The sequence below is a fragment of the Stenotrophomonas sp. 96582_Sma genome (assembly GCF_056480905.1).
Window position 1 is genome coordinate 3832928 of sequence record NZ_CM151122.1, and the last position, 21190, is coordinate 3854117.

Sequence of the window (21190 nt, forward strand, 5' to 3'; positions counted from 1 at the left end):
TAACGGCCATGGCCGAAGTGCGCAAACCGCACGCGCAGCATCTGCTCAGCGATCGACTGCAGATGCCGCTGGCAGGGTTTCGGTGGCCGCCACCGGCGCGGCTTCGCCTTCACCCGCAGGTTCCTGTTCAACCGGATCGACATCGAACGGCGTGCGGAACACCAGCGACGGCAACAGCGTGGTCAGTGCGGCATACAGCAGCAGCGCGCCGAACAGCACCGCCGGAATCTGGAAACGCTCGCGCATGATCGCCGCCAGCACCAGGGTGAAAATCAGCGTCGGGGCCAACGCCAGCGAGACCCGCAGGCTGCTGCGGAAGCTCTCGCCGAACATCACCCGACGCTGCAGCCAGACCACGCCGATGCGCAGCGGCAGCACCACCAGGGTGATCACGATGCCCAGCCCCAGCGCCTCAAAGCTCAGTGCTTCGCTGGGCACCTTGGTGCCGGCGTTGAAGAAGTAGAACGGCACGAAGAACGAGGCGAACAGGCGCAGCGCATGCAGGTTCTCGTGCGAGGCCAGCAGCGGCATGCGCTGGTGCAGCAGGCGCGCGACCAGGCCGGCGATGAAGGCACCGACCAGGTAATACACACCCAGCAGATAGGTGATGTACGCCGCGACCATGCCGACCATGACCAGCAGCGAGAACTCCGAACCCGGCGCGTGCGGCGCCACCCAGCGGCCCAGCGCGATGAACAGCAGCGGCAGGCCGACCATCATCGCCAGCAGGGCCAGGCTGGACAGCGCCATGTGCCCCGGATCACCGGCCTGCAGCACGATGAACAACGCCGCCAGCGCCAGCAGTTCACCGGCAATGGCCTTGCTGGTCACCCAGAACCGCTCGTCCTCGCTCAGGCCCAGCCGCGACAGCGAATCCATGATGAAGCCGGTGGACGGCGTCAGCAGCGCCAGCGCCAGCAGGCCGGCGGCCTGCCACGGCAGCCCCGCGTAACGCCAGGCCAGCCAGCCCACACCGAACAGCGTGCCGGTACGGATCACCAGATGCGCCAGCAGCGGCCACATGCCACGGCGCAGCGCCTGCAGATCCACTTCCAGGCCGGCGAACAGGAACAGCGAGGAAATGCCCAGCGTGGCCAACAGACCGATCACCGCGTCGTGCGCCTGGTCGCCCAGCCAGAGCATGCCGATGATGCCGAACAGCAGGCAGGTCAGCGGCGCGGGCAGGCTGAAACGCTGCAGCGCGCGCGGGATCACCAGCAGCGCAAAGATCAGCAGCAGGTAGATCAGTTCATGGCTCATGGGGGACTTCCGTGTGATTCGAACGCGCGCAGGATGCGCGCGCCGAACCGATCCGGCAAGCCACTTCTGAATGACCCCGGTTACCTCAACCGATCAGGCGATCGGCGATGCGGCCAACCTGCGCCAGCACCGTGGCACGCTGTTCGTTGCTGATCGCACCCGCCTGCAGGTAGGCGGTCAGCACCCAGGGCGTGCCGCCGGCCAGCGGCCACAACACGGCGATGTCGTTGCGCGCGTCCTCGCCGTTGCTGCCGGTCTTGTCACCGACGCGCCAGCGCTTGCCCAGGCCCGCGCGCAGGCAGGCGTCGCCGGTTTCGTTGTCGATCAGCCAATCGGCCAGCTGCTGCCGCGACGCCGGCTGCAGCACCTCGCCCAGCACCACGCGCTGCAGGGTCGCAGCCATCGCCGCCGGCGTGGTGGTGTCGCGCGGATCGCCCTTGGCAAAGCTGTTCAGCTCCGGCTCCAGGCGATCACTGCGGCTCACCGCATCACCGCTCGCGCGCAGGAACGCAGTCACCGCGGGCGGGCCACCGACCACGCCGAACAGCAGGTTGGCTGCAGTGTTGTCGCTGGTGATGATCGTGGCACGGCACAGGTCACGCACGGTCATGTCCTTGCCGGCGTGGCGACGGGTGACCGGCGCGTGCGAGAGAAGATCGGCATCGCGCACCGGCACGCGCGTGTCCAGCAGCCCAGGGGTGCGCTCAGCCTGGCTGAGTACGGTGGCGGCCAGCACGCTCTTGAACGTGCTGCACATCGGGAAACGCTCGTCCTGGCGATGACCGATGCGGCGGCCGCTGGCGGTATCAAGCAGGGTCACGCCGAGGCGGCCGGCACAGGCCTTTTCCAGTGCGGCGAAGTCGGTGGCGGCGGTGAGGGCGGCATCGGTCGGTGCACTGGCGGCGGTCTTGCCCGCCGCACGGGCCAGCAACGGCAGGGCAAGCGAGGAAGCCACGGCGGCACCACTGAACTGCAGGAATCGGCGACGGGCGAGCATGCGGGGTTCTCCTGGGGGACCGTTCGATTATTGAAGCCTCGCACGCAGGCGACCAGCGCGAAAAATCAGCGGGAGGCATTAGCTGGATTAATGGCTGTCGCAATCAACCCCTTAATTCTCCTGAACTGGGCGCGAGGCAGGTAGGATCAGCCATCATCCTGGCTCACGACTACTCCGATGCTGCACCCTACCCTGCCGCTGAACGCCCTGCGTGCCTTCGAGGCGGCCGCACGCCACCAGAACTTCACCCGTGCCGCGCTGGAGCTGTGCGTCAGCCAGGCCGCGCTGAGCCACCAGATCCGCGGGCTGGAGGACCGGCTCGGCATCCGTCTGTTCCATCGCCTGCCGCGCGGCGTGGCGCTCACCGAGGAGGGCGCGGCGCTGTATCCGGTGCTCAACGAATCGTTCGAGCGCATCTCGGCCAGCATCGCGCGCTACACCGGTGGCCCGGCCCGTGAAGTACTGACGCTGGGCGTGGTCGGCACCTTCGCCACCGGTTGGCTGCTGCCACGGCTGGCTGCGTTCGAGGCCGCGCACCCGGACATCGAGCTGCGACTGCAGACCCACAACAACCGCATCGATCTGGCCGGCGAGGGCCTGGACCTGGCGATCCGCTTCGGTGATGGCGACTGGCAGGGCCAGGCCTGCACAGCGATCCTCGACGCGCCGTTTGCACCGCTGTGCGCACCAGCATTGGCGCGGCGGCTCAAACAGCCACGCGACCTGGGCACCCTGCCCCTGCTGCGCTCCTACCGCAGCGACGAATGGCCGCGCTGGCTGCAGGCGGCAGGAGTGAGTGGCGTGGAAGCCCGCGGGCCGGTGTTTGATTCGTCGTTGACGGTGGCGATGGCCGCGGTGGGTGGTGCCGGCGTGGCGCTGCTGCCGCTGCGCATGTTCGAGCAGGAACTGGCCGAGGGTCGCCTGCTGCAGCCATTCAGCACCACGCTGGAGCTGGGGCGCTACTGGCTCACGCGACTGCGCTCGCGTGCCGAGCGTGAGCCGGCGAAGCGGTTCCGCGAATGGCTGCAGGCACAGAGATGAAAAAGGGGACGGAGGGGATTAAGTCGTTTGTGGCACAAACGACTTAATCCCCTCCGTCCCCTTTTTTGCGTGATCAGGACTCCAGCAGCTCCATCCACGTCGCTTCGGCTTTTTCCAGCTGCGCGGCGGCGGTTTCGCGATCGCGGCCAAGCACGGCCATGCGGGTGGCATCGGCGTAGTTGGCCGGGTCGGCCAGCTGGCGGTCGAGCTCGGCCAGAGCGCTTTCCAGTTCGGCCACCTTGGCTTCGGCGGCGGCCAGCTTGTGCGGGTTCACCGGCTTCTTCTGCACCACCTGAGCCACCGGCGCGGTCTTGACCACCACCGGCTCTTCCACCTGTTCCATGCGCGCCTTGGTGCCCTGCGCCTGCGGGCGGGTGCGCAGCCAGGCCGCGTAGGCGTCGAGGTCGCCGTCGAACGGCTCGACCACGCCATCGGCCACGCGCCAGTAGGTATCGCAGACCAGGCCGATCAGATGGCGGTCATGCGAGACCATCACGATCGCGCCTTCGAAGGTGGCCAGTGCTTCGGCCAGCGCTTCGCGCATTTCCAGGTCAAGGTGGTTGGTCGGTTCGTCCAGCAGCAGCACATTCGGCTGCTGCCAGGCGATCAGCGCCAGCGCCAGGCGCGCGCGCTCGCCGCCGGAGAAACCATCGACCGGCTCGAACGCGCGGTCGCCCGGGAAGTTCCACTTGCCAAGGAAATCGCGGAACGACTGGTTCGGTGCGTCCGGCGCGATCTCGCGGAAATGCTCCATCGGCGACTGGCCTTCGTGCAGCGACTCCACCGTGTGCTGGGCGAAGTAGCCGATCTTCAGGTCCGGGTGCGCCATGCGCTCGCCGACGATCGGCGCCAGCTCGCCCACCAGGGTCTTCACCAGGGTGGTCTTACCGGCACCGTTGGGGCCGAGCAGGCCGATGCGCTGGCCCGCTTCCAGGCCGAAGCCGACGTTGTGCAGGATCACCGCGTCGTTGCCATAGCCAGCCTCGACGTGGTTCAGGCGGATCAGCGAGAACGGCAGCTTGGCTGGCGGCGCGAACTCGATGCGGAACTCGCGCTCGGCACGCACCGCTTCGGTGCCGGCCAGCTTGGCCAGGCGCTTCATGCGGCTCTGCGCCTGCGCGGCCTTGCTGGCCTGCGCCTTGAAGCGGTCGATGAAGCTCTGCAGGTGGGCACGCTCGGCCTGTTCCTTCTCGTGCGCGATCTGCTGCTGGCGCAGCTGTTCGGCGCGCTGGCGCTCGAAGTCGGTGTAGCCGCCCGGGTACAGCTTGGCGCCGCCACCGTGCAGGTGCAGGGTGTGGGTGGCCACGTTGTCGAGGAACTCGCGGTCATGCGAGATCAGCAGCAGGGTGCCGGGATACTTCAGCAGCCACTGCTCCAGCCAGTACACCGCGTCCAGATCCAGGTGGTTGGTCGGTTCGTCCAGCAGCAGCAGGTCGCTGGGCATCATCAGCGCGCGGGCCAGGTTCAGGCGCACGCGCCAGCCGCCGGAGAACGAGGACACCGCGCGGTGGTGGGTCTCTGCCGGGAAACCGAGGCCGTGCAGCAGCTTGCCGGCGCGCGCTTCGGCGTCGTAGGCATTGAGCTCGGCCATCTTCGTGTGCGCCTCGGCCACCGCTTCCCAGTCTTCACGGGCGGTCGCCTCGGCCTCGGCGGCCAGCACTGCGGCCACCTCGACGTCACCGCCCAGCACGAAGCTCAGCGCCGGGTCGGGCAGCGACGGGGTTTCCTGGGCGACGCTGGCGATGCGCACCTTGCCGGGCAGGTCCACATCGCCCTTGTCGGCCTCCAGCTCACCCTTCACTGCCGCGAACAGGCTGGACTTGCCAGCACCGTTGCGGCCGACCACACCCACCCGGTAACCGGCGTGCAGGGTCAGGTCGACATTGGACAACAGCAGCCGCTCGCCGCGGCGCAAGGCGAAATTACGAAGGGAGATCATCGGGGGAGGCGTCCATATAACCAGATGGAATGTGCTGGTGAGCACTGTTCCTGCGACGCAATTCTAGCGTTAACGAATACTTGACGCGTCCCGGGATGCGCGGCGGCCGGCGTTCCTCTCTCCCACGTCCTCGCCGCGCGCGTCCCGGGCTCCCTCCCCCGCCAGTGCCGATCCGGGCTAAATGGTTGCTGCTGCAACGTTTTTTCCGATGACTGGCATTTGACACGCACTGAATATCCCGTTAATTCCTGCTTTGCGCACCGCAACAACCGCCGTCCGCCTCACCCCCGTGATGTCGATTCCGGTGCCGCCCCCGCCAACCGGAGCTCCGTCCCGATGACCCGCAAGACCAGCCTGATCGCCGCCGCCGTCGCTGTCGCACTCGGTGGCTCTCCGTTCGTTGCCGCTGCCCAGCAGGCCGGCACCGCCGCCAACACCCTGGACACGGTGATCGTCACCGGCACCCGCGTGGCCGACCGCACGGTGGCCGAATCGCAGTCGCCGATCGACATCATCACCCCCGAAGCCCTGCAGTCCACCGGCACCAGCGAGCTGGCCACCGCGCTGTCGCGCGCCCTGCCCTCGCTGAACTTCCCGCGCCCTGCCCTGACCGATGGCACCAGCGGCGTGCGCCCGGCGCAGCTGCGCGGCCTGTCACCGGACCAGGTGCTGGTGCTGGTCGACGGCAAGCGCCGCCACACCTCGGCGATGATCAACGTCAACGGCAGCATCGGCCGTGGTTCGTCGGCAGTGGACATCAATGCGATCCCGATCGCCGCCATCGAGCGCGTGGAAGTGCTGCGCGACGGTGCGTCGGCGCAGTACGGCTCGGACGCCATCGCCGGCGTCATCAACATCGTGCTCAAGGGCAGCGGCAGTGGCGGCAGCCTGGCGGTGGACTACGGCCAGTACTCTGCCGGTGACGGCAACAAGTACCAGCTCTCCGGCGATACCGGCGTCGAGTTCGGCAACGGCCGTGGCCGCGTGCACGTGGCCGGCCAGATCAGCCAGCAGGACGAAAGCAACCGCGCCGGCCCGTACCGCGGCACCACCCCGAACACCGGCAACTTCCCCAGCATCGGCCAGAAGACCTTCATCGTCGGCGACCCGCGCGTGGATGCCACCGCCGCGTCGGCCAACGCCAGCTTCGACTTCAGCGACCACGTGACCGGCTACGCCAGCGCGCTGCTCAGCAACCGCGACATCACCTCGTTCGCGTTCTACCGTTCGCGCAACCACAGCGGGCAGAGCGCGCTGCTGGCGCAGACCTACCCCGACGGCTTCGTGCCGGAGATCAACCAGTATTCGAAGGACCGCTCGCTGGTGGCCGGGGTCAAGGGCAACACCGACAACGGCTGGACCTGGGACCTGAGCCTGAACCACGGTGAGAACACCCTCGACTTCCACACCCGCAACAGCATCAACTACAGCCTCGGCGCAACCAGCCCGCGCTCGTTCTACGACGGCACGCTGAAATACCAGCAGGACATCTTCAATGCCGACCTGACCAAGTCGCTGGACTGGGGCCTGGCCTACCCGGTCACGCTGTCCTTCGGTGGTGAGTACCGCAAGGAAAAGTGGGACCAGAACCCGGGCGAACTGAACTCGTACACCGGCAGCGGCGCGCAGGGCTTCGCGGGCTTCACCCCGACCAATGAAGTGCATGCCGACCGCCACAACTACGCGGTCTATGCTGGCCTGGAAGCGGACCTGACCGAGAAGTTCTCGGCCGGCATCACCGGCCGCTACGAGGACTACTCGGACTTCGGCGACCGCTTCTCCGGCAAGCTTTCGGCGCGCTATGCATTCACCGACAAGGTTGCGCTGCGGGCCACCGCGTCCAGCGGATTTCGTGCACCTTCGCTGGCGCAGCAGGGCTACCAGGCGGTCACCAGCCAGTTCCTCAACGGCGTGTTCGTCGAGCGCGGCACCTTCCCCACCACCAGCCCGGCTGCGCAGGCGCTGGGCGCCTCGCCGCTGAAGGCCGAGACCTCCACCTCCTACAGCCTGGGCCTGGTGCTGCAGCCGGTCGACCGCCTGTACATCACCGTCGACGCCTACCAGATCGACATCGATGACCGCATCGCATTGTCGTCCAGCATCACCACCAATGCGGCAGCCAGCGCGCTGCTGGGCACCCTGGGCCTGCCGCAGGTGACCGCGTTCTCGTACTTCACCAATGGCCTGGATACGCGTACCCGTGGCGTCGACTTCGTGTCCAGCTACACGGTGCCGTTCAGCGCCAGCAGCCTGGAGCTGACCGCGGCCTACAGCTACAACGACACCGAAGTGCGCCGCGTTGGTGGCACCCCGGCGGTGTTCGGCACGCTGGGCCTGAACCAGTCGCTGATCGGTCGCGACGAAATCGGCCGCATCGAGGACAGCTACCCGCGCGACAAGGCAATCCTGAGCGGCACCTGGCGTTCGGACCACTGGGAACTGGGGCTGGCGGCGACCCGCTACGGCAAATTCACCGTGCGCAACTCGGCCACCGCACTGCGCGACCAGACCTATGGCGACGCCTGGGTGGTGGATGCCTCGGCCAGCTACAAGCCGAGCAGCAACTGGACCCTGACCGTGGGCGCCGACAACCTGCTGGACAAGTACCCGGACCGCACCGAAGACCTGCAGAACTCCACCTTCGGCATGCTGCCGTACAGCAACTACTCGCCGTTCGGCTTCAACGGCGCGTACGTATACGGCCGGGTCAAGTACACCTGGTAAGCGGTAGTGCCGGCCGCTGGCCGGCAACTCCCCGGTGGGGTCAGATCCCTTTTCCTGCGGGAGAGGGATCTGACCCCATTCGCATTTAAGGTTTGCCGTATCTGGCGTCATCGGTGAAAATCGGGATACCCCCGTTTTTCTGCGAGTGCCGATGCACCATGACACCGACCTGATCAACATCGTTGCCGTTGGCCTCGGGCTCGCCTTCATCTTCGGCGCGCTGGCCAACAAGCTCCGCTTGTCTCCCTTGGTCGGTTACCTGGTTGCTGGCATCTGCGTAGGCCCGTTCACCCCCGGCTTCGTCGCCGACCAGGCGCTGGCCAACCAGCTGGCCGAGCTGGGCGTGATGCTGCTGATGTTCGGCGTCGGCCTGCACTTCTCGCTGAAGGACCTGATGGCGGTCAAGGCCATCGCCATCCCCGGTGCCATCGGCCAGATCGCGGTCGCTACCCTGCTCGGCTGGGGCGTGGCCTCTTTGATGGGCTGGCCAGCCCTGCATGGCGTCATCTTCGGTTTCTCGCTGGCCACCGCCAGTACCGTGGTGCTGTTGCGGGCGATGGAGGAGCGCCGCCTGCTGGAAACCATGCGCGGCAAGATCGCGGTCGGCTGGCTGATCGTGGAAGACCTGGCCTGTGTGCTGGCGCTGGTGATGATGCCGGTGATGGCCGGTGTGTTCGGCCCCGATGCGGCCAAGGAATCGCACTCGCTGGGCAGCGTGCTGGCCGACATCGGCTGGACCTTCGTGCAGCTGGGCCTGTTCGTGGCGGTGATGCTGGTGGTCGGGCGCCGGGTCATCCCGTGGATCCTCGAACGTATCGCCGGCACCGGTTCGCGCGAACTGTTCACCCTCTCGGTGCTGGCGATCGCGCTGGGCGTGGCGTTCGGCTCGGCGATGTTGTTCGGCGTCTCGTTCGCACTGGGCGCGTTCTTCGCCGGCATGCTGCTCAACGAATCGGAACTGAGCCACAAGGCCGCGCATGATTCGCTGCCGCTGCGCGATGCGTTCGCAGTGCTGTTCTTCGTCTCGGTCGGCATGCTGTTCGACCCGAACATCCTCATCCAGCACCCGTGGCAGGTGCTGGCCACCGTGCTGATCATCATGTTCGGCAAATCGGCCGCCGCGTTCTTCATCGTGCGTGCGTTCGGGCACCCGACCAGCACTGCGCTGACCATCTCGGCCAGCCTGGCGCAGATCGGCGAGTTCGCCTTCATCATCGCCGGCCTCGGCGTCGCCCTGCAGATCCTGCCGAAGGAAGGCCAGTCGCTGGTGCTGGCCGGTGCGCTGGTGTCGATCATGCTCAACCCGCTGGTATTCGGCCTGCTCGACCGTTGGCAGGCCAAGCAGGAGCAGTCGCCCCAGGCCGCCGAGCCGGAAGAGGCCACCGGTCCCTCGCGTGACCTGCATGACCATGCCATCGTCATTGGTTACGGCCGGGTCGGCAGCGAGCTGGCGCAGGTGTTGCGCGATCGTGGCGTGCCGGTGCTGGTGATCGATGACAACAAGGAGCACGTCGAACAGGCGCACGCCAAGGGCCTGGCGGCGATCCGTGGTAGTGCTGCTGCCGACCGCGTGCTGGCCGAAGCGCATCCGGAACGCGCGAAGATTGCGGTGCTGGCGATTCCTCAGCCGCTGGAAGCCGGTGAGGCGCTGGCCAAGCTGCGTGCGATCAATCCGGATCTGACCCTGCTGGCGCGAGCACACAGCGATGCGGAGGTGAAGCATCTGTTGGAGCACGGTGCCGATGGCACGGTGATGGCAGAGCGCGAGCTGGCCTATTCGCTGGCCGAGATGGTGATGGCCACGCCGCCCTACCGGAATATCGGGCAGCACAGCATTCCGGTGGTGTGAGGAGTGTGGGTGCGGCAGGGCTTGCAGCCCTGCACCTGCTGAAGCAACGGCAACGACAAAAGCAAAAGCTGGCATTCCGTGGGATGGCGGGGGGGGGTCCGGTTGCAGGGGACGCCGTGAATCCGTCCATGGAGGCTCGGTCGCGCCATCCATGGCGCTCACGCCCCTGCAACCGGGCCCACCCTGCCTTCGACAATTTCCTGCGGCTGTTGGTAGGTGTCGACCTTGGTCGACACGGCGGTGCATCTGACCCCGGAAACAAAAAAATCCCCGGTCGACCCGCATCGACCGGGGATCTGGATCGCCACGTTGCCATGCCTTGGAGAGGCAGTTCCACCGTAGCGCATCGCGGTGCCGGTGGTGATCGCCTGTGGCGATGACGACCAAGCGTGCGGCTATCAGGCGCCAGCCAGGGCCTGCTCCAGGTCGGCACGCAGGTCGCCGATATGCTCGATGCCGATCGACAGCCGCACGGTGTCTTCGCTGACACCGGCCTTGGCCAGTTCGGCGGCGTCCAGCTGGCGATGGGTAGTCGAGGCGGGATGGGTGGCCAGTGACTTCGCGTCGCCCAGGTTGACCAGGCGGGTGAACAGCTTCAGCGCATCGAGGAAACGTGCGCCGGCTTCACGGCCGCCCGGCAGGCCGAAGGTCAGTACGCCCGAGCCGTGCCCGCCCAGGTAGCGCTGCGCGGCGGCGTGCTCGGGGTCGTCGGCCAGCCCGGCGTAGCGCACCCAGGCCACCTTTGCGTGTGACTTCAGAAACTGCGCGACAGCCAGCGCGTTGGCGTTGATGCGCTCCATGCGCAGCGCCAGGGTTTCAATGCCCTGCAGGATCAGGAACGCATTGAACGGCGACAGCGCCGCGCCGGTATTGCGCAGCGGCACCACCCGCGCGCGGCCGATGTAGGCCGCCGGCCCCAGCGCTTCGGTATAGACCACGCCGTGATAGCTGGGGTCGGGCTGGTTGAGCCGTGCGAAGCGCTGGGGTTGTGCAGCCCAGTCGAAGCGGCCGGAATCGACGATCGCGCCGCCGAGGCTGTTGCCGTGGCCGCCGAGGTACTTGGTCAGCGAATGCACCACGATGTCGGCGCCGTGCTCGAACGGGCGCAGCAGGAACGGCGTGGCCACGGTGTTATCGACAATCAGCGGCACGCCGGCGGCATGCGCGACCTCGGCAATCGCCGCGATGTCGGTGACGTTGCCACGCGGGTTGCCGATCGATTCGACGAACACCGCCTTGGTGCGTTCGTCGATCAGCGCGGCGAAGGCGGACGGATCGGCCGGGTCGGCGAAGCGCGCCTGGATGCCGTACTGCGGCAGCGTGTGCGCCAGCAGGTTGAGGCTGCCGCCATACAGCGCACTGGAGGCCACGATGTTGTCACCGGCCTCGGCAATGGTCTGGATGGCATAGGTGATCGCCGCCTGCCCCGAGGCCAGTGCCAGCGCGCCGATGCCACCCTCCAGTGCGGCCAGGCGCTGTTCCAGCACGTCGGTGGTGGGGTTCATGATGCGGGTGTAGATGTTGCCGGGCACCTTCAGGTCGAACAGATCGGCGCCGTGCTGGGTGTCATCGAAGGCATACGCCACCGTCTGGTAGATCGGCACCGCCACCGCGCGGGTGGTCGGATCGGGACGGTAGCCGCCATGCACGGCCAGGGTTTCCAGTTGCCACTGCGGGTCGCTCATTGCGCCAGGCTCCATCCGGGGAAACCGCCACCATAGGCCAGCCAGAACCACGCGCTGAAAGCTGCTGGCGATGACGCCAGTACCACCGGTTATCAGGTTGGCCGCGATTCAGGCAGCCGTCATGGGCCGTTGCTAGGCTTCGCCGCCGGGCGCTCCTGCCCGGGCACGGAGGCCCAAGCGCATGCAGTCATCCCCCTGGACACCCGCCGCCAGCGGCTCGCCGACCCCGGTGCTGCTGGTGGAGGACGACCGCCGCCTGGCCGAACTGGTCAGCGACTACCTGCACGAACATGGCTTCGCCGTGCAGCATGTGGCCCGTGGCGACCTCGCCGGTGCGGCCTGCCGCCAGCACGCGCCGGAACTGGTGGTGCTGGACCTGATGCTGCCCGGCCTTGGCGGCATCGATGTGTGCCGGCAGATCCGCAGCTTCTCCGATGTGCCGATCCTGATGCTGACCGCCTGCGAGGACGACATCGAACAGGTGCTCGGCCTGGAATCGGGCGCCGACGACTATGTGCACAAGCCGATCGAGCCGCGCCTGCTGCTGGCCCGCCTGCGCGCCCTGCTGCGCCGCCGCCATGGCAGCAGCAACACCGGCAGCCCCTGCCGCCTCATGCACGGCGAGCTGCTGATCGACCGCATGCAGCGCGAGGTGCATCTGCACGGCCAGCCGGTGGACATGGGCACCACCGAATTCGAGATCCTGTGGCTGCTGGCCAGCCAGCCGGGGCAGATTCTCTCGCGTGACCAGATCCTGCAGGCGGTGCGCGGCATCGGCTTTGACGGCCTGGACCGCAGTGTCGATGTCAGCATCGGCAAGCTGCGCCGCAAGCTCGGTGATGATGCGCGCGAACCGCGGCGGATCAAGACCGTGTGGGGCCGTGGCTACCAGTTCAATCCGTCGGCCTGGACGGCATGAAGCGGCTGTTCCTGTGGTTGTGGTTTATCACGGGTGCCTGCTTCCTGGTGTCGGTGTTCTTCCTCAACCACATCCTGGACGGCATCTACACGCCCGTGCAGGATCGCGTCTTCGTCCAGCAGGTGCGTGGTCAGGTGTACGCCCTACGCAGTGGCCTGGCCGGCCTGGATGCCGACCAGCAGCGTGAGCGCCTGCGGCAGTGGCAGCCACACTACGGCATCGCCCTGACCCTGCTCGACAAACCTCCCGCACTCGACGTGCAGGAACAGGTGGCCGTGAAGGCCGACGGTTTCATCGTGCGCGATCAATACCAGCAGGTCCTGCTGCCCATCGAGGGCAGCGATGGCCGCTGGCTGCACCTGCGCCTGCCTGGCGCGGTGCAGATGACGACGTACATGACCATCGCCGCCTACCTCAGCATCCTGCTGCTGGTGGGCGCCAGCCTGTACGCGTGGGTGCGCCTGCTCTGGCGCGACCTGGAAGCGCTGCGCCGGCATGCCGACCGCATCGGTTCGGGCGATCTGCAGGCACGTGCGCAGGTTTCGCCACGCTCGCAGATACGCGTCATCGTCGACCATTCCAACCGCATGGCCGCGCGCGTGGCCGAGCTGGTGCAGCGCCAGCGCGACCTCACCCACGCGATCTCGCACGAACTGCGTACGCCGATCGCGCGCGTGGCCTTCGGCCTGGACCTGATGCAGGACAGCGACGATCACGAACGCCGTACACGGCTGGCACAGGGGCTGCACGGCGACCTGGCCGAACTCAACCGGCTGGTCAGCGAACTGCTGGCCTATGAGCGCCTGGAGCATCCCGGCGAAGGCGAGCCGATGCAGCGCATTGAAGCCAACGACTGGCTGCAGGCCTGCCTGGCCGATGCACGCCGTGATGCCGAACGAGCCGGCGTGGTCCTGCGCGTGCAGCCCAGTGCGTTGCCGCGGGTGGATGCCGAACCGCGACTGCTGCAGCTGGCGCTGAGCAATCTGGTAGGCAATGCGCTGCGCCACGCGCGTTCGCAGGTGGAAGTGTCGCTGGTCGGTGTCGGCGGCCGCGCGTGCCTGCGCGTGGATGACGACGGCCCGGGCATCGCCGAAGCGGATCGCGAGAAGGTGATGCGGCCGTTCACCCGCCTGGATGACAGCCGCAGCCGCGATACCGGCGGCTTCGGGCTGGGCCTGGCCATCGTCAGCCGCATTGCAGCCCGCCACGGTGGCGAGCTGCGCATCAGCCGCGCCACGCTGGGTGGCGCGCGCCTGGAAATGCACTGGCCGCTGGCTGCCAGCTGAACGCCCACGGGCGCCATTACAGTTGATTACAACTCCCGCACAACTGCGGAGGGATCGGTCGCCGGCATATCGCCACGCTGGCGACCCTGCAGCACTCGCCGGATGCGCGCGCTGCTTTCCTCCCATTGTCGAGAGATTCCATGTCCCAGCTTCGCCGTTCCCCCACCCTGCTCTGCCTGGCCCTGCTGCCGCTGTTCGCCGCGCCGATCGCCCACGCCAAGGATGACCACTGGACCTTCGAGCTCGCCGCTGGTGGTGGCGTGACGCCACGCTACAGCGGCAGCGAGGAATACCGCGCGACGCCATCGCTGTCGTTCGATGTCACCTCGCCGGGGGGATGGTTTCTGGGCACCAGTGGCATCGGATGGGGCACGTCCATCGGCGAGCACACCCGCGTGCGTGCCTACATCGGCGCCAGCGGCATCCGCCGCGACAAGGACTCCCTGCTCGGCGGTTCGGACTTCCTGCGCGGCATGGGTGATATCGATACCCGTCCCCTGGTCGGTCTCACCGCTGGTTATACGCTGGGCGAAGCCGTGCTGAGCGGCTCCTGGCAGTTCACCCGCAAGGACGAGGACAAGGCCGAGAACGGCCTGGCTACCCAGCAGATCCATCTGAATCTGAGCATGCCGCTGTTCGACCTGGCCGGTGGCGTGGTCAGCGGCAGCGTGTCCACCGACTACGGCAATCGTGGCTACATGCAGACCTGGTACGGCGTCAGCCCGGAACAGGCGGCGCGCACCGGCTTTGCCCAGCACACGCCGAAGGCTGGGCTAGTCAGCGCCGGTCTTGGCCTGAAATGGAGCCACCGCGTGGGCCGCAATGGCAACTGGTACATCTCGGCCGAAGGCACGCGCCTGCTCGGCGATGCGGCCGACAGCCCGATCGTGCAGAAGGCGAACCAGTTCGGCTTGATGAGCGGCTATACGCACCGCTTCTGAGTGAGCGCCGGGCATGGCCCGGCTTACTCCGCAGGAAACGGGGCGCTGCGGTCAGGCAGCGCCCCGATGGACTCACGCCTTGGCGAACACCAGGTGGCCGCCGTCGTTGCCGACTTCGATGGTGTCGCCGTTGACGAAGGCGCCGGACAGGATCTTCTGCGCCAGCGGGTTCTCCAGCTGCGCCTGGATTGCACGCTTCAACGGGCGTGCGCCGTACACCGGATCGAAACCAACGTTGCCAAGCAGGTCGAACGCTGCATCGGACACCAGCAGCTTCAAACCACGTTCGGCCAGGCGCTTTTCCAGCCCACGCATCTGGATACGCGCGATCTGCTTGATCTGCTGCTTGTCCAGCGGGTGGAACACCACGATGTCGTCCAGGCGGTTGATGAACTCCGGGCGGAAGTGCGCCTGCACCACGCCCATTACCGCCGCCTTCATCTGCGTGTAGGCCTCCGGGCTGTCATCAGCGCTCATGTCCTGGATCTGGTGCGAGCCCAGGTTCGAGGTCATCACGATGACGGTGTTGCGGAAGTCCACGGTGCGGCCCTGGCCATCGGTCAGGCGGCCATCGTCCAGCACCTGCAGCAGGATGTTGAACACATCCGGATGCGCCTTCTCCACTTCGTCCAGCAGGATCAACGAATACGGACGGCGACGCACGGCCTCGGTCAGGTAGCCACCCTCTTCGTAACCGACGTAGCCCGGGGGCGCACCGATCAGGCGGGCGACGCTGTGCTTCTCCATGAACTCGCTCATGTCGATGCGGATCATCGCGTCGGCACTGTCGAACAGGAATTCGGCAAGCGACTTGCACAGCTCGGTCTTGCCGACGCCGGTCGGGCCGAGGAACAGGAACGAACCGGCCGGGCGATTCGGATCGGACAGGCCCGCACGCGAACGGCGCACGGCATCGGAGACGACCTTGATCGCTTCCTCCTGGCCGACCACGCGGTTGTGCAGCACCTCTTCCATCCGCAGCAGCTTGTCGCGCTCACCTTCGAGCATCTTGTTGACCGGAATGCCGGTCCAGCGCGACACGACCTCGGCGATCTCCTCGTCGGTGACCCGGTCCTGCACCAGCTTGAAGTCCCTGTGTTCGGCTTCCTGCGCAGCGGCCAGCTGCTTTTCCAGCTGCGGCAGCAGGCCGTACTGGATCTCGCTCATCTTGGCGAAATCCTGGCGGCGCTGCGCGGCTTCCAGCTCCAGCTTGGCCTGTTCGACCTGCTCCTTGATCTTGGTCGCACCCTGCAGCGCTGCCTTCTCCGACTTCCAGATTTCATTGAGGTCGGAGAACTCACGCTCCAGCGCATCGATGTCGTTCTCCAGATCGGCCAGGCGCTGCCGCGAGGCTTCGTCCTTTTCCTTCTTCAGCATCTCGCGCTGGATCTTCAGCTGGATCACCCGGCGTTCCAGGCGGTCCAGCTCCTCCGGCTTGGAGTCGATTTCCATGCGCAGGCGCGAGGCCGCCTCGTCCATCAGATCGATGGCCTTGTCCGGCAGCTGGCGGTCGGTGATGTATCGGTTGGACAGCGTCGCAGCGGCGACGATGGCCGGGTCGGTGATCTCCACGCCATGGTGCAGCGCGTACTTTTCCTTCAGGCCGCGCAGGATCGCGATGGTGTCCTCCACCGACGGCTCACCGACGAAGACCTTCTGGAAGCGCCGCTCCAGCGCGGCATCCTTCTCGATGTACTTGCGGTACTCGTCCAGCGTGGTCGCGCCGATGCAATGCAGCTCACCGCGTGCCAGCGCCGGCTTCAGCATGTTGCCGGCATCCATCGCGCCGTCAGCCTTGCCGGCGCCGACCATGGTGTGCAGTTCGTCGATGAACAGGATGATCTGGCCTTCGTTCTTGGCCAGGTCGTTGAGCACGCCCTTGAGACGTTCCTCGAATTCGCCACGGAACTTGGCGCCGGCAATCAACGCGCCCATGTCCAGCGACAGCACACGCTTGCCGCGCAGGCCCTCGGGCACTTCGTCGTTGATGATGCGCTGGGCCAGGCCTTCCACGATCGCGGTCTTGCCCACGCCGGGTTCGCCGATCAGCACCGGGTTGTTCTTGGTCCGGCGCTGCAGCACCTGGATGGTGCGGCGGATTTCCTCGTCACGGCCGATCACCGGATCGAGCTTGCCGCTCTCGGCGCGCGCGGTCAGGTCGATGGTGTACTTTTCCAGCGCCTGCCGCTGTTCCTCGGCATTCTCCGACTGCACGTTCTCGCCGCCACGCAGCTTGTCGATCGCGGCCTGCAGGCGGGTCTTGTCGGCACCGGCGGCGCGCAGCGCCATGCCCAGCGTGCCACTGTCTTCCAGCGCCGCCAGCACGAACCACTCGCTGGCAATGAAGGCATCGCCATTCTGCTGGGCCAGCTTGTCAGTGTGATTGAGCAGGCGTCCGAGGTCGTTGCCCATCGAAACGTTGCCAGCCTGGCCGGACACCTTCGGCAGTGCATCCAGCGCCTCGGTCAGGCGCTCGCGCAGCACCGGCACGTTCACCCCGGCCTGGGCCAGCAGCGGGCGCGTGCTGCCGCCCTGCTGGTCCAGCAGTGCGCTGAACAGGTGAACCGGTTCGATGATGCTGTTGTCGCGGCCAACGGCCAGCGACTGTGCGTCTGCCAGCGCCTGCTGGAAACGCGAGGTGAGCTTGTCCATCCGCATTGCGAATCCTCATCGGTCATCAGGGCCGGCCCGCGCCGGCGATGCTGGAAAGATGCGGTTGCCCCACCCCGTTTCAAGGGTGACTGCGACTGCACCCCGAGGCCAGTCAGCCTGCGGCCAGCATGCCGGAACGGGTGTGGTCGGCGCGTTGATCCCGATCAGTTCCGCGCGGTGGAAGGGTTCAACGGGTGATCGCGCTGCGGATCGCCCGCAGCTGCTGCTTGACCGCCCGCGCCTGCGCCGGATCTATACGCAGCAGGGCCTTCTGCCCGATCGAGCGTGACTGCAGGGTGGGATCGACGAAGCGATAGCGGCCCCGTTCGTCGCGCTGCACCAGCGGCGCCTGGGCCAGTTCCGGGGTCTCCAGCAGGTGGTCGATCACCGTGACCAGACGGTCGTTGAAATAGCCCTCGGGCCGGCCAAGATCGACATAGGCCTGCTGGATCAACGGATAGAAACGCTTGTACGCGGTGGCCGTCGCCGCCGGATCCAGCGCGGTGAAGGCCTGCACGTAGGGCGTATAGCGCGCCGCGTTGCTGGCGGCGATCCGCTCGCCGCCCTCACCGGGCTCGACCTGCAGGCTGCCTGGCAGCGGCCGCGCGGCCAGCGCGGTGGGTGGCACGCTGGGTTTGTCCAGGTTATCGACCTGGGTGACCAGGCGCTGGATCAGGTGGTCGCGCAGCAGCAGGGTCAGCGGCCCTTCGCCCTGGAACAACTGGCTCAGCGCGCCCCAGGCCGCCGCATCGCTGTCGGCCAAGTTCGGCAGTGCTGGATCAGCGGCCGCCTCTGTCTCCAGCGGGTGCCTGATCGGTGGCGGTGCCGGGGCCGGTTGCTCGGCCGTCATTGGCTGTGGAGGTGCGGCGCTGCTGGCGGGAGTGGATTGCACCGGCACCGAGACTCCGTCCGCCAGGCTCTTCAGCTGGTCGCGGAACAGCCAACCGCCCGCGCCACCGATCACCACCACGCCCAGCACCCAGGGCCATACCGCCTTTCCACTCTGCATGATGCAGCACCTCGTTTTCACACGCATGGAGAAGGTGTGACCCCCCGTGTCGGCGAGGGTTCCCCCTTCGTTCGGCTGCGGTTTGGGTTGGGCAGGACCTGCAGCCATGCTCACGCCTGCTTTGCACGACGCGCGCGAGGCTGTTGCTCTTGTCGTGTGGAGACACTGCCATGCAGTACGCGCTGTATTACTGGACCGGCATCCAGGGCCGTGGCGAGTTCGTGCGGCTGGCGCTGGAAGATGCCGGTGCCGACTACATCGACATGGCGCGGGTGCACGGCGATGCAGTGATGCAGCCGTTTCTCGATGGCAGCAGTGAAGGTGCGCAGCCCTTCGCGCCGCCGTTCCTGAAGGCCGGTCGCCAGGTCATCGCGCAGGTCGCGGCCATCCTGGATTTCCTGGGCCCGACGCTGGACCTGGTGCCACAGGCAGCCTCGCGGCGGATGCAGGCGCTGCAGTTGCAGCTGACCATCGCCGACCTGGTGGCCGAGGTGCATGACACCCACCATCCGATCGCTGCATCGAAGTACTACGAAGAGCAGAAGACCGAGGCCAAGGCACGTGCCGCGTCGCTGCGCAGCGAACGGCTACCGAAGTTCCTCAGCTACTTCGAGCAGGTGCTGGCGGCCAACGGTGGCCGCCATGCACTGCGCGAGCACTCGTATGTGGATCTGTCGCTGTTCCAGCTGCTGAGCGGGCTGAACTACATGTTCCCACGCCGCATGCAGGCACTGGAACCGACCCTGCCCCTGCTGCGCGCGCTGCAGGAGCGGGTGGCGAAACGACCCAACATTGCCTCCTATCTGGACTCGGAACGGCGATTGCCGTTCAACACCAACGGCATCTTCCGCCACTACCTGGAACTGGATGGCGAGCGGTAGTACCGGCCGCTGGCCGGCAGCTGCACACTACGTCCGAGGTCCATGAGGATGCCGGCCAGCGGCCGGCACTACTCTGGGGTCAGCTGTTCTCACCCAGCGGCTTCACCGCCTGCTTCTGCAGTGACAGCAGGCCCAGCAGCAGCGCCAATGCCACATAGGCGCCGGCGAACTGCCAGCTGATGATGCGCGCCAGGCCGTCCAGATCCCACGGCAGGTAGATGCCACCGCGCGGGTCCACCGAGTGGATCAGGCCGAACAGGGTCAGCACCGCCGCCACCAGCAGGAAGCCGCAGGCGCGGCGCAGGCGGCCATCAACCATGGCCGCCACCGCAGAGATCCACAGCATTGAGGTGATGATGAAGCCATTGCCGAGGGTGAAGATCACCGCCAGCTCAGGCAATCCGTGGCCATCGAGCTTGGTCAGCAGCTGCGGCAGCTGGTCCGGTGCGATCCAGCCTGGCGCCTTGATCGCCAGCAGGTACGCTACCGACGGCAGGAAACCGAACACCATCGCGCCGGTATGGTGGCGCGGCGTGGCCTGGAAGGCCTGGGTGGTGATGTCGATGGCCACGTACACGATGATCGGTGCCAGCACCGCCAGCGGCAGCCACTGCACCAGCCCGGAGATGATGCCGAGCATGCCGCCGATGCCGACGAACAGTCCGGTCAGCAGCGTGTAGCCGCTGCGCGCGCCCATGTGCTTGTAGGCCGGCTGGCCGATGTACGGTGTGGTCTGCGCCACGCCGCCGCAGACACCGGCCACCAGCGTAGCCACCGCTTCCACCAGCAGGATGTCGCGGGTGCGGTAGTCATCACCAGCGGCGCGTGCGCTTTCGGACACGTTGATGCCACCGACCACCATCAGCAGGCCGAACGGCAGCAGCAGCGGCAGGTAGGTCATCGCGGTGGGCAGGCCGTCGAGGAAGCCCAGCGTCGGCAGCGGCAGCACCACCTGCGGCGGCACCCACGCCGGCACGTGGAAGCCCGGCGCGCCCAGACCGGCCAGGCCCAGCCCGTAATACAGCACGGTGCCGAACACGAAGGCCAGCAGCACGCCCGGGCCACGCACCGGCAGCTTGCCCTTGGCGATCAGCACATACAGCAGCAGGCCCAGGGTGGTGAAGCCGACCAGCGGCGAGCGCAGCGTTTCCAGCAGCGGCAGCAGGCCCATCAGCACCAGCGCGATGCCGGCGATGGAACCCAGCAGCGCGGCCCGCGGCAGCGCGCGGGTGACCGCTTCGCCGAAGAACGACAGCACGAACTTGAGCACGCCCATGATGACCAGCGCGGCCATGCCCAGCTGCCAGATCGCGATACCCGCGGCATGCGGGTCCATGCCCTGCTGCTTGAAGGCGATGAAGGCTGGGCCGAGCACCAGCAACGCCATGCCGATGCTGGTCGGTGCATCCAGGCCCAGCGGCATGGCGGTGACATCATCGCGGCCGGTACGCGCGGCCAGCCGGCGGGCCATCAGGGTGTACAGCAGGTTGCCGACCAGCACGCCGAAGGCGGTGCCGGGGAACATGCGGCCGAACACCACGTCGGCGGGGAACTGGAAGATCCCGACCAGGGCCATGGCGATGAAACCGAGGATGGAGAGGTTGTCGACGACCAGGCCGAAGAAGCCGTTGAAGTCGCCGGCGACGAACCAGCGACGCGGTGCGGCGGAAGCGGGAGCGGACATGGAAGGGGCGGTGGGGGTGGGGACCGCCGATGGTAGGCCCAGCGGGGCCCGGGCGCCAATTCCGTCGTGGAATGATGGGTTCCAGTCAACGGCGGGGCCCCTCGTGGCTGGGTTGGTCGCGGACAGCGATTTCTGGGTAGGGCCGGTCGGGATGGGCTGCGCAGGACACGCCGTAAACCCGTCCCTGGGGGCTCGATGGCGCCATCCATGGCGCCAACGGTCCTGCGCGCCCCATCCCGCCCGGCCCCTGACAGTTTCCCGCGGACTCCAGCCACGGAAGAGAATCAAACGATCAAAAGCAAAGGAAGGCTCTCGTTGTAGCG

At 67.1% G+C, this 21190-nt stretch carries 14 protein-coding genes; 7 read left to right on the forward strand and 7 right to left on the reverse strand.

The annotated features are described in order from the left end of the window. Positions 1-45: 45 nt before the first annotated feature. Both ACZK2R_RS17990 and blaL2 read right to left on the reverse strand, forming a co-directional pair. Complete coding sequence (locus tag ACZK2R_RS17990; protein WP_032128538.1) at positions 46-1260, reverse strand: cation:proton antiporter; 1215 nt, start codon at positions 1258-1260, stop codon at positions 46-48. Positions 1261-1345: 85 nt separating this feature from the next. Further along, positions 1346-2257: a L2 family extended-spectrum class A beta-lactamase gene (blaL2, locus tag ACZK2R_RS17995; RefSeq protein ID WP_180837832.1), complete on the reverse strand. Its 912-nt coding sequence runs from the start codon at positions 2255-2257 to the stop codon at positions 1346-1348. A 177-nt stretch (positions 2258-2434) separates the two neighbouring features. Here blaL2 and ampR point away from each other — a divergent pair, with 177 nt between their 5' ends. Continuing rightward, positions 2435-3298, forward strand: coding sequence for a LysR family transcriptional regulator AmpR (gene ampR, locus ACZK2R_RS18000; protein WP_180837831.1), 864 nt, complete (start codon positions 2435-2437; stop codon positions 3296-3298). A 73-nt stretch (positions 3299-3371) separates the two neighbouring features. On the opposite strand, the gene ACZK2R_RS18005 is transcribed toward ampR, so the two are convergent. Continuing rightward, positions 3372-5237, reverse strand: a complete 1866-nt coding sequence (locus tag ACZK2R_RS18005; RefSeq protein WP_180837830.1) for an ABC-F family ATP-binding cassette domain-containing protein — start codon at positions 5235-5237, stop codon at positions 3372-3374. Between the two features lie 336 nt (positions 5238-5573). Between ACZK2R_RS18005 and ACZK2R_RS18010 the strand changes: the two genes are divergently transcribed. Beyond that, a complete protein-coding gene (locus tag ACZK2R_RS18010; RefSeq protein WP_180837829.1) occupies positions 5574-7961 on the forward strand; it encodes a TonB-dependent receptor plug domain-containing protein in 2388 nt (795 codons plus the stop codon). Positions 7962-8112: 151 nt separating this feature from the next. Then, positions 8113-9810, forward strand: a complete 1698-nt coding sequence (gene ybaL, locus ACZK2R_RS18015) for a YbaL family putative K(+) efflux transporter (RefSeq protein ID WP_180837828.1) — start codon at positions 8113-8115, stop codon at positions 9808-9810. Between the two features lie 398 nt (positions 9811-10208). Here the strand turns inward: ybaL and ACZK2R_RS18020 are convergent, their stop codons facing one another. Beyond that, on the reverse strand, positions 10209-11495 hold the full coding sequence (locus tag ACZK2R_RS18020; protein WP_032128543.1) for an O-acetylhomoserine aminocarboxypropyltransferase/cysteine synthase family protein: 1287 nt from the start codon (positions 11493-11495) through the stop codon (positions 10209-10211). Positions 11496-11676: 181 nt separating this feature from the next. Between ACZK2R_RS18020 and ACZK2R_RS18025 the strand changes: the two genes are divergently transcribed. The 3 genes from ACZK2R_RS18025 (at position 11677) to ACZK2R_RS18035 (ending at position 14641) form a co-directional block, all read left to right on the forward strand. Continuing rightward, complete coding sequence (locus tag ACZK2R_RS18025; protein ID WP_180837827.1) at positions 11677-12414, forward strand: winged helix-turn-helix domain-containing protein; 738 nt, start codon at positions 11677-11679, stop codon at positions 12412-12414. After that, positions 12411-13700, forward strand: coding sequence for an ATP-binding protein (locus ACZK2R_RS18030; RefSeq protein WP_180837826.1), 1290 nt, complete (start codon positions 12411-12413; stop codon positions 13698-13700). Before ACZK2R_RS18025 ends, ACZK2R_RS18030 begins: the two co-directional genes overlap by 4 nt. Before the next feature lie 140 nt (positions 13701-13840). Continuing rightward, a complete protein-coding gene (locus tag ACZK2R_RS18035; protein WP_125892763.1) occupies positions 13841-14641 on the forward strand; it encodes a MipA/OmpV family protein in 801 nt (266 codons plus the stop codon). Positions 14642-14713: 72 nt separating this feature from the next. On the opposite strand, the gene clpB is transcribed toward ACZK2R_RS18035, so the two are convergent. Continuing rightward, the gene (gene clpB / locus ACZK2R_RS18040; protein ID WP_180837825.1) at positions 14714-17299 is read right to left on the reverse strand and encodes an ATP-dependent chaperone ClpB; all 2586 of its coding nucleotides are present in this window, start codon (positions 17297-17299) and stop codon (positions 14714-14716) included. A gap of 181 nt (positions 17300-17480) precedes the next feature. Then, positions 17481-18302, reverse strand: coding sequence for a DUF3014 domain-containing protein (locus ACZK2R_RS18045; RefSeq protein ID WP_180837824.1), 822 nt, complete (start codon positions 18300-18302; stop codon positions 17481-17483). A gap of 170 nt (positions 18303-18472) precedes the next feature. Here ACZK2R_RS18045 and ACZK2R_RS18050 point away from each other — a divergent pair, with 170 nt between their 5' ends. Next, complete coding sequence (locus ACZK2R_RS18050; RefSeq protein WP_180837823.1) at positions 18473-19183, forward strand: glutathione S-transferase; 711 nt, start codon at positions 18473-18475, stop codon at positions 19181-19183. Positions 19184-19262: 79 nt separating this feature from the next. Here the strand turns inward: ACZK2R_RS18050 and ACZK2R_RS18055 are convergent, their stop codons facing one another. Further along, positions 19263-20867 carry a SulP family inorganic anion transporter gene (locus tag ACZK2R_RS18055; RefSeq protein ID WP_180837822.1) on the reverse strand — a complete coding sequence of 535 codons (1605 nt, stop codon included), beginning with the start codon at positions 20865-20867 and terminating at the stop codon, positions 19263-19265. Positions 20868-21190: the final 323 nt, after the last annotated feature.